Annotated in this window: 4 protein-coding genes; 3 read left to right on the top strand and 1 reads right to left on the bottom strand. The window is 52.9% G+C overall.

Features of this window, described 5'->3' with window-relative positions; translation table 11 throughout:
• The first annotated feature begins 44 nt into the window (after positions 1–44).
• On the top strand, positions 45–839 hold the full coding sequence (locus tag AUC60_RS06900) for a DNA adenine methylase (RefSeq protein WP_087265348.1): 795 nt from the start codon (positions 45–47) through the stop codon (positions 837–839).
• A gap of 188 nt (positions 840–1,027) precedes the next feature.
• Complete coding sequence (locus AUC60_RS27580) at positions 1,028–1,300, top strand: hypothetical protein (RefSeq protein ID WP_144443238.1); 273 nt, start codon at positions 1,028–1,030, stop codon at positions 1,298–1,300.
• Positions 1,301–1,310: 10 nt separating this feature from the next.
• Here the strand turns inward: AUC60_RS27580 and AUC60_RS06905 are convergent, their stop codons facing one another.
• Positions 1,311–1,997, bottom strand: coding sequence for an SOS response-associated peptidase family protein (locus AUC60_RS06905; protein WP_087265349.1), 687 nt, complete (start codon positions 1,995–1,997; stop codon positions 1,311–1,313).
• A 99-nt stretch (positions 1,998–2,096) separates the two neighbouring features.
• On the opposite strand from AUC60_RS06905, the gene AUC60_RS27830 reads away from it, so the two are divergent.
• Positions 2,097–2,311, top strand: a 215-nt coding sequence (locus tag AUC60_RS27830) for a LexA family protein (protein ID WP_274521388.1), incomplete at its 3' end; no start/stop codon positions are given.

Below are 2,311 nucleotides of genomic sequence, written 5' to 3' on the forward strand. Positions count from 1 at the left end.
GGAGTCTAGCAACTGTTTATCCATACAGTAAAGGTTTGCAATTAATGTCCACACCTATAGTTCCATGGATGGGCGGCAAACGTCGCCTGGCCGACCGCCTCATTCCTCTTTTCCCGCCTCATGAATGCTACGTTGAAGTGTTCGCCGGAGGTGCGGCCCTCTATTTCATGCGTCCCCAAGCTGCTCCCGTTGAGGTCTTAAACGACATCAACGGCGACCTGGTGACCTTGTATCGTGTTGTCCAAAATCACCTTGAAGAGTTTGTCCGCCAGTTCAAATGGGCGCTCAGTTCGCGCCAGGTCTTTGAATGGCAGAAGATGACCCGGCCGGAAACGCTCACTGATATCCAGCGTGCCGCTCGATTCTTCTACCTGCAGCATCATGCTTTTGCAGGCAAGGTCTCGGGTCAGACTTTCGGTACGGCAACGACAGCCCCGGCAATCAATTTGCTCCGGATCGAAGAGAACCTGTCTGCAGCCTGGCAAAGGTTGTCCGGCACCTACGTTGAAAACTTGCCTTGGCTGGAATGTGCTGAACGCTACGACCGTGCCCACACCTTCCATTACATGGATCCGCCTTACTGGCAAACCAGCGGCTATGGCGTCGACTTCTCCCTCGAAAACTACGAGCAAATGGCCGACTTCATGCTGCGTTGCAAAGGCAAGGTGATGGTCAGCATCAATGATCATCCGGACATAAGGCGGGTGTTTGATGGCTTCCACTTTGAAACGCTGGATATTCGATACACCACGACTAATCAGCGGCGAGGTAGTGCAGAGGTGTCAGGTGAACTGGTGATCATGAACTGGACACCATCTGCTTTAGGAGAGCTTTTCTGATTTCACAGGGCAGGAAGATTAGCAAAACCATCTTCTTGTTCTGGTGAAGTACTTAGGCATAAACCGAATAGCATCTCAAAACCAAATAGCGAATTAGCTAGATGATCCGGCAGCTTGAGATTCGGGAATAGCCTACTCTTTATTGGTCGGGTGACTGGATGTCGCCCTATCACCACAGGGTATGTGAAATGAATAAGCTGTCGATTTATGAGCGATGTGTAGACCTCAGTGGTAGCGCCGTCCTTAACGAACAACAAATTGGCTGGTCTGGACGCTGGACGCTGATGGGAGACTTCGTAGTTTGCAGCCAGTGTTTGATTGCTCAGCCCATCGACATGGCAAGCCAGCGCTTCCAACACTCACCAGATTGCATTGCCAAGGTTTATGGCTCGCATCCTTGGTATGAGCTAATTGTGATTCTCGGCAACATTCCCCCTCTGTCCAGAGATCCTGTTCACTGAGATTTGCTCTTCAGACAGGGCCAATGAGCTCAGGTCCCTGATTCCGGACATTACCAACTGCTTTGTCGACCGGATACCATTCGAAATCCTCTACCGGTCGACAGCATTCCTTCGCGATTGCCTCTGCTCTTAGTGCGCCCGTGCTCGGGTCCATCCATTCCTGTGCGAGCTCCGGCGTCAGCACTAGCGGTCGCCGGTCGTGAATATCGACCATGCCTTGATCACTGGCAGCGGTAATGATCACAAACCCATCCTCATCGCTCGGCTCCAGTCCGGGCGTCACCTGAGCCAGTCCGCCATAAAACATGGGGGCCTTGCTTTTCAGTCTGATGAAGTAGGGCTGCTTTTTCTTCGGATCATCCGGATCCTTGACCCACTCAAACCAGCCATTCGCTGGCACAAGCACGCGTCCATTTGGCCAGAGCTGCTTGAAAAACTTCCCCGTCGTCACCGTCTCGACTCTTGCATTGATCGGGTCAGGTCTTTTTCCTTTCGCCCAAAACGGCGACCATCCCCAGCGGACCTTGTCCACGCTTAGACCTTCTTCTAGTCCCCGAATAATCTCCACCCGAGTGCTCGGCGCGACGTTGTAGCGCTCAAGGGGCCACTCGTCGTAGCCATTGATCACGATCTGCTTTGATCCCAGTTCCTTCAGGTAATGGGCCATGGGTTCGTAGATCGAATAGCGTCCGCACATGATGTCACCCGTCGAAATGTCCTACACATGAGATTGACCGCGCGCGGATGAAATCGTTAACTGTATATTCATACAGTAAATTAACCGAAGGCTCGCGTCATGAATGTCATAATCCTCGGCCCGTTGATAGAGGGCGGCATCAAGCTCCCCCTGTATTCATTCAAAATCCCGGCCGGGTTCCCGTCTCCGGCTGCTGATCACATTGAAAAACACCTGTCGCTGGACGAGACGTGTAACGTCCGTGCGCCGCACGTGTACCTGGCGCGGATTGAGGGCGACAGCATGCAGGGCGTGGGGATGTTCTGTGGTGACTT

It is taken from the genome of Pseudomonas caspiana (genome assembly GCF_002158995.1).
GTDB classification, from domain to species: Bacteria; Pseudomonadota; Gammaproteobacteria; order Pseudomonadales; family Pseudomonadaceae; genus Aquipseudomonas; species Aquipseudomonas caspiana.